This is a genomic window from Methylocella sp. (assembly GCF_044226135.1).
GTDB lineage: Bacteria > Pseudomonadota > Alphaproteobacteria > Rhizobiales > Beijerinckiaceae > Methylocapsa.
Window position 1 is genome coordinate 1 of the sequence record NZ_JBGAHM010000061.1, and the last position, 5,975, is coordinate 5,975.

The 5,975-nt window shown below is 70.0% G+C and carries 6 protein-coding genes; 3 read left to right on the forward strand and 3 right to left on the reverse strand.

Features of this window, described 5'->3' with window-relative positions; translation table 11 throughout:
• On the forward strand, positions 1-337 hold a 337-nt coding region (locus ACILRB_RS15670; RefSeq protein WP_395667230.1), incomplete at its 5' end, for a hypothetical protein.
• A 16-nt stretch (positions 338-353) separates the two neighbouring features.
• Here the strand turns inward: ACILRB_RS15670 and ACILRB_RS15675 are convergent.
• The gene (locus tag ACILRB_RS15675; protein WP_395667231.1) at positions 354-905 is read right to left on the reverse strand and encodes a CreA family protein; all 552 of its coding nucleotides are present in this window, start codon (positions 903-905) and stop codon (positions 354-356) included.
• A 295-nt stretch (positions 906-1,200) separates the two neighbouring features.
• Between ACILRB_RS15675 and ACILRB_RS15680 the strand changes: the two genes are divergently transcribed.
• Complete coding sequence (locus tag ACILRB_RS15680; protein WP_395667232.1) at positions 1,201-2,283, forward strand: DUF2865 domain-containing protein; 1,083 nt, start codon at positions 1,201-1,203, stop codon at positions 2,281-2,283.
• Here ACILRB_RS15680 and ACILRB_RS15685 read toward each other — a convergent pair.
• The gene (locus tag ACILRB_RS15685; RefSeq protein WP_395667233.1) at positions 2,246-3,604 is read right to left on the reverse strand and encodes a glutamate--tRNA ligase; all 1,359 of its coding nucleotides are present in this window, start codon (positions 3,602-3,604) and stop codon (positions 2,246-2,248) included. The genes ACILRB_RS15680 and ACILRB_RS15685 overlap by 38 nt on opposite strands.
• 102 nt (positions 3,605-3,706) lie before the next feature.
• On the opposite strand from ACILRB_RS15685, the gene ACILRB_RS15690 reads away from it, so the two are divergent.
• Complete coding sequence (locus ACILRB_RS15690) at positions 3,707-4,843, forward strand: ceramide glucosyltransferase (RefSeq protein ID WP_395667234.1); 1,137 nt, start codon at positions 3,707-3,709, stop codon at positions 4,841-4,843.
• Positions 4,844-4,876: 33 nt separating this feature from the next.
• Here the strand turns inward: ACILRB_RS15690 and ACILRB_RS15695 are convergent.
• Positions 4,877-5,975 (reverse strand): 3-deoxy-7-phosphoheptulonate synthase class II (locus ACILRB_RS15695; RefSeq protein WP_395667235.1); only part of this gene is annotated, 1,099 nt, incomplete at its 5' end.

A 5,975-nucleotide genomic window follows, 5' to 3' on the forward strand; every position in this document is an offset into this window, starting at 1 on the left:
GGGCGAACTGGCGCGCGCGCGGCGCAGCGCGCGGAGCGCCTTCCGCCTCGTCATGTTCGCGCTGAGCCTCGCGCTCGCCGTCGCCTTTCTGTCGGCGTCGGCGCGCGCGGGCGAGAAGCACACTTTCATCATTCCGCCCGACGACGGCTATGGCCTTGAAGACTGCCTCGCCACGAAATCGGCCTGCGGCGCCATGGTCGCCTCCGCCTGGTGCCAGGCGAACGGCCTCAAGGGCGTCGAGCGCTTCGGCCGCGCCGAGGAGCTCGACGGCGAGCCGGGCCGCCCGGCGGGCGCGCAGCCGGGCTCTTTCTATGTGGCCTGCTCGGAGTCGATCTGAGGCGCGGCGCGGCGCGTCACTTCAAAAAATCGCCGCAGCGCGCGACCTCGCCGGGGCCCCAGGGCTGCACCGGCACCACCGAGGTCGAATTCTTCGGCGAGCCTTCCACCAGCTTGTCGGAATAGACCATATAGACCAGAACGTTGCGCTTGGCGTCGCAGCCGCGCACGATCTGCATGCGCTTGAAGATGAGCGAGCGGCTCTCGCGGTGGACCACGTCGCCCTGCTCGAACTTCGCCTTGAACGAGATCGGCCCGTACTGGCGGCAGGACAGCGAGACGTCGGACGCCTCCTCGGCCACGCCGAACATGCCGGCGACGCCGCCCTTCTCCGGTATGGTGTAATAGCAGGCGACGCCGTTCACGTCGGGGTCGTCGATGGCGTAGGTCGCAAGCTTGTCGTTCGGCGTGAGCAGCTTGAACACCGTCGACTTGCGGAAGATGAGGTCCGGATCGTCGGAGGCCGCGGCCGGACCGGGCCAGAGCGTCGCCGCGGCGACGGAAAGAAAGGCGCCGCCGGCGAAGACGGCCCGCAAAAATCGGTCCGGCTGGAAAAATCTGGAAAGCATGGACGCAGCGTCTCCGCGAGTTGACCGCCAAGATATGCGGCGCGCGAAGCCCCGCCGCAAGCGCAGCGGCGCAAGCTTTGCCGCAGACGTGCGAGCCCGGGCGCGCGGGCCGCGGCCAAAAACTCTGCATCTTTTCGGACGAATGCTTTAGAAAGCCCAAGCGGCCGCGACGAAGCCACGCTTCCACCATGAAGCGCGGCGAAAAAGGCGCCTTCGCGCGGGCCGCAAGACGGCGCCCCACCGCGCAGGGAAGGCGCCGCAGCGCCTGCGTCCGGGGTTGCGTCAAAGGGTCTTCATGGTCGTATCAGCTCGCTTTCGCGGTTTTCGCCTGCGGCGTCCTCGCGCCGTGCGGCTGCGGGGGGTTGCGCCCCTGCTCGCGGCGCTGTGGTTCGCGGCCGCCGGGGCGGCGCTGGCGCAGACCTATGACTGCGCCGGGCTACAGGCGAAAATCGCCGAGCTCGACCGTAGCGGCGGCGGACGCGGGCCAGGCCCCTCGCGCCAGCAGCTCGGCGAGCTGAACGGGCTGATCGCGACGGCGCGCTCGCTGTCCTGCGACCAGCCGCCTTACGCCTGGAGCGGGCGCTGCCCCGGCCTCAACGCGCAGATCCGCGCGCTGCAGGACCAGGTCGGCCAGGCGCGCGCGCGCGGCGGCGAGGCGGACCGGGCGGCGGCGCGGGTCGAGCTCGTCGCGCGCTACAACACCTATTGCCGCAACCAGCCGCCGCAGCCGCGCCAGCGCGGCTTCTTCGAGCAGCTGTTCGGCATTCCGGCCGCGCCCGAGACGCCGCCGCAGCCGGCCGCCCCGATGTCGCCCGAGGAAGCCCAGCGGCGCGCGGAGGAGGCCGACCCCGCGCCGCGCGGCGGCTCCCAGGCGCTCTGCGTGCGGACCTGCGACGGCGGCTTCTTCCCGCTCGGCGTCTCGGCCAGGAACGCCGACCCGGCCCAGCTCCATTCGCTCTGTCAGGCGCTCTGCCCCAACGCCGAGGTCGCGGTCTACACGCGCTCGCCGAGCCGGCCGGTCGAGACCTCCGTCTCGCTCGACGGCGCGCCCTATTCCGAGATGCCCAACGCCGGCAAGTTCGAGAAGACGTTCGACCCGGCCTGCACCTGCAAGCCGCCCGGCCAGAGCTGGGTCGAGGCGCTCTCCGGCGCGGACGGCGCGCTGCGCGCCCTGCGCAAGGGCGACATCATCGTGACGCCGGAGAAATCCGCCGAGATGTCCGCGCCGTCGAAGCCGGCCGCGTCGCGGCCAAAGCCGGACGCCGCGCCCGCGGCCGACCCCGCCGCGGACCCGGCCGGCGGCGACGGCGAATGGCGCGAAACGACCGGCCCCGACGGCGTCAGGCGGCGCGTCCGCGTAGTCGGGCCGACGCTTTGAGGCGGCCGATCAGGGGCAGCAGCGCCGCAAGCTCCGGCCCCGTGTCGCGGCCCGTAAGGGCGACGCGCAGCGGATGGAACAGCGCCCGGCCCCTGCGCCCGGTCCGCGCCCTGACCTGTCCCGTCCATTCGCCCCACGTCCTTTCGTCGAAAGGCTCCTCGGGCAGCGCCTGAGCCGCCTCCTGCAGGAACGCCTCTTCGCCCGGCTGCGGCGCCGGCTCGATCTCGCCTTCGACCACGCGCCGCCAGTCCACGACGTCGAGGAAGGTTTCGAGATTGCCGCGCACGGCGAGCCAGAACGGCTCGGCCTTCGCCCCGACCACGTCATGGACCGCGAGCCGGTCGCGCACGGATTCGAAATCGAGGCCGTGCAGGGTCCGCGCCGACAGCGTGGCGAGCTCGTCCGGGTCGAAGCGCGTCTGGCTGCGCGACAGCGTGGCGAGGTCGAATTCGCCGACGAGCTGCTTCAGCGAAAACGCCGGATGCAGCGCCACGGACGATCCGATCTGCACCGCCGCGGCCGCGACGGCGAGGGATTCGATCCCGGCGTCGCGCAGCGCGCCGACCTTCCCCGCGCCGCCCCGCTTCGACAGCCCCTCCCCGCTCGCCGACGACAGCAGATTATGATGCCCGAACACGGGCGCCGCGCCTTCGCCGGCGAGCGCCTCGAACAGCTCGATCTGCACCGCCGTGTTGGCCACATGGTCTTCGCCGCGGATGACATGGGTGACGCGGCGGTCGAGATCGTCGACGGTCGAGGGCAGCGTGTAGAGATAGGCGCCGTCGGCGCGGATCAGCACCGGATCCGAGAGCGAGGCGGCCTCGATATGGCTGTCGCCGCGGATGAGGTCGCTCCAGCGCACGGTCCTGCGTTCGAGCAGGAAGCGCCAGTGCGGCCTGCGCCCTTCGGCCTCGAGCTTCGCGCGGTCCTGCGGCGTCAGCGCGAGCGCGGCGCGGTCATAGACGGGCGGGCGCCCGCGCGCGAGCTGGAGCCTGCGCCTGCGCTCGAGCTCCTCCGCGGTTTCATAGCAGGGATAGAGCCTGTTCGCCGCGCGCAGCTTCGCCGCCGCCGCGTCATAGAGCGCGACGCGCCGCGACTGGCGCAGGATGAGGTCGGGGACGACGCCGAGCCAGGCCAAGTCGACCTCGATCGCGAGGGCGTATTCCTCCTTCGATCTTTCCGCGTCGGTGTCATCGAAGCGAAGAATGAATTCGCCATGATGTTTTTTGGCGAACAGATAATTCAGCAGGGCCGTTCGCGCGTTGCCGACATGGATGGCCCCTGTCGGCGACGGCGCGAAACGGACGATCGGATGAGACATGAAGGTCCTGAAGGTCTGCGGCGTTGAGCCGGTCGGCGTCCCGCGCGACGTTATGACAGTTTACGAAGATCCCTCAAGGCAGGCTTTTTCTGGAGCGCGTTCATGACGGTTGGTCTTGCGGCGGTTCTGGCGTTCTGTCTGGCGCTGATCCTGCTCAATCTGGCGAGCGTCGGCATCGCGCTCTGGCGGACATGGCCGCGCCGCCGGCCTTATCCCACGCCCGCGCCCGCGCCCGGCGTCTCGATCGTGCGCCCGCTGTGCGGCCTCGACAATTTCATCGAGGAGACGCTGTCTTCGAGCTTCACGCTCGATTATCCGAATTACGAGGTGATCTTCTGCGTCGCCCGCGCCAATGATCCGGTCGTCGGGGTCGCGCGGCGGCTGATCGCGCAGAACCCCCGAATTCCGGCGAAGCTCATCATCGGCGACGAGAAAGTCTCGGCGAACCCGAAGCTCAACAATTGCGTGCGCGGCTGGGACGCGGCGGCTCATGGGCTGATCGCGCTCGCCGACCATAACGTGCTGATGCCGAAGGATTATATCCAGCGCATGCTGGCGCCTTTCAAGCCCGACGTCGGGCTCGTCTGCTCCATGCCGCTCGGCTCGCATCCGCAGAACCCGTGGGCCGAGCTCGAATGCGCCTTCCTCAACACCTTCGAGGCGCGCTGGCAATACGCCGCCGCGGCCGCCGCGGGCGGCTTCGCGCAGGGCAAGAACATGATGTGGCGCAAGGAGGTGATGGAGCGGGGCGGCGGCGTCAGGGCGCTCGCCGCCGAGATCGCCGAAGACGCCGCCTCGACCAAGCTCGTCCATGCGCAGGGCCTGAAGGTCGCGCTGGTCGACAGCCCGTTTGAGCAGCCGCTCGGCCGGCGCAGCCTGCGCGACGTGTGGATGCGCCAGGCGCGCTGGGCGCGCATGCGGCGCAAGACGTTTCCGCTGTTCTACGCCCCCGAGATCTTCGCCGGGGCGGCCGTGCCCGCGTTTGCGGCGGCCTATGCCGCGCATCTCGCCGACTTCGGCGTCGCGGCCGCGGCGCTTCTCGTCGCGGCGCTGTGGCATGTCCCGGAGCTTGTGCTGGCGAAGATCGCGGGCTGGCATGGCTCCTGGCGCATGCCCTTCATGCTGGCGCTGCGCGACCTCATGCTGCCCGTGATGTATCTCGACGCCTGGTTCGTCGACGACTTCACCTGGCGCGGCACGCAGATGAGCGTGCGCGAGGAGCGCAGCGGCGCCTCTTAAGGCGCCACTGCGGCGAACCCTTGTCGTCTCCTGTTACTCCGCCGCCGCGGGATGCCGGGCGAAGCCGCGCGTCTGGCGCCCCGCCTTGAGCAGCTCGGCGATCAGGAAGGCGACCTCGATCGCCTGCTCGGCGTTGAGGCGCGGATCGCAATAGGTGTGATAGCGGTCGCGGAGATCGGCTTCCGAGATCGCCCGCGCGCCGCCGGTGCATTCGGTGACGTTCTTGCCGGTCATTTCGAGATGCACGCCGCCGGGATAGGTGCCCTCGGCCTGATGCACCGCGAAGAAGGCGCGGATCTCGCTCATGATGCGGTCGAACGGCCGGGTCTTGTAGCCGCCCGCGGCCTTCACCGTGTTGCCGTGCATCGGGTCGCAGGACCAGACCACGCTGCGCCCTTCGGCCTCGACGGCGCGGATCAGCGCCGGCAGATGCGCCTCGACCTTCTCGGCGCCGAAGCGGCAGATCAGCGTGAGGCGGCCGGCCTCATTGCCGGGGTTCAGCAGGTCGATCAGGCGCAAAAGCCCGTCGGGCTTGAGCGAGGGGCCGCATTTGAGGCCGATCGGATTGTTCACGCCGCGCGCATATTCGACATGGGCGTGATCTTCCTGGCGGGTGCGGTCGCCGATCCAGATCATGTGGCCGGAGGTCGCGTAATAATCGCCGGTGGTCGAATCGACGCGCGTCAGCGCCTCCTCAAAGCCGAGCAGCAGCGCCTCGTGCGAGGTGTAGAAATCGGTCTGGCGCAGCTCCTGATGCGACTCGGGGTCGAGCCCGATCGCGCGCATGAAGCCGAGCGTCGCGCTGATCTGGTCGGCGAGCTCCTGATAGCGCGCCGACTGCGGGCTGTCCTTGACGAAGCCGAGCATCCACTGATGCGCGTTTTCGAGATTGGCGTAGCCGCCGCCGGCGAAGGCGCGGATGAGGTTCAGCGTCGCCGCCGCCTGCCGATAGGCCATGAGCTGGCGATGCGGATCGGGAATGCGCGCCGCGGGCTCGAAGGCGATGTCGTTGACGATGTCGCCGCGATAGCTCGGCAGCGAGACGCCGCCCACCGTCTCGTCGGGCGCGGAGCGCGGCTTGGCGAACTGGCCGGCGATGCGGCCGACCTTCACCACCGGCAGGGCCGCGGCG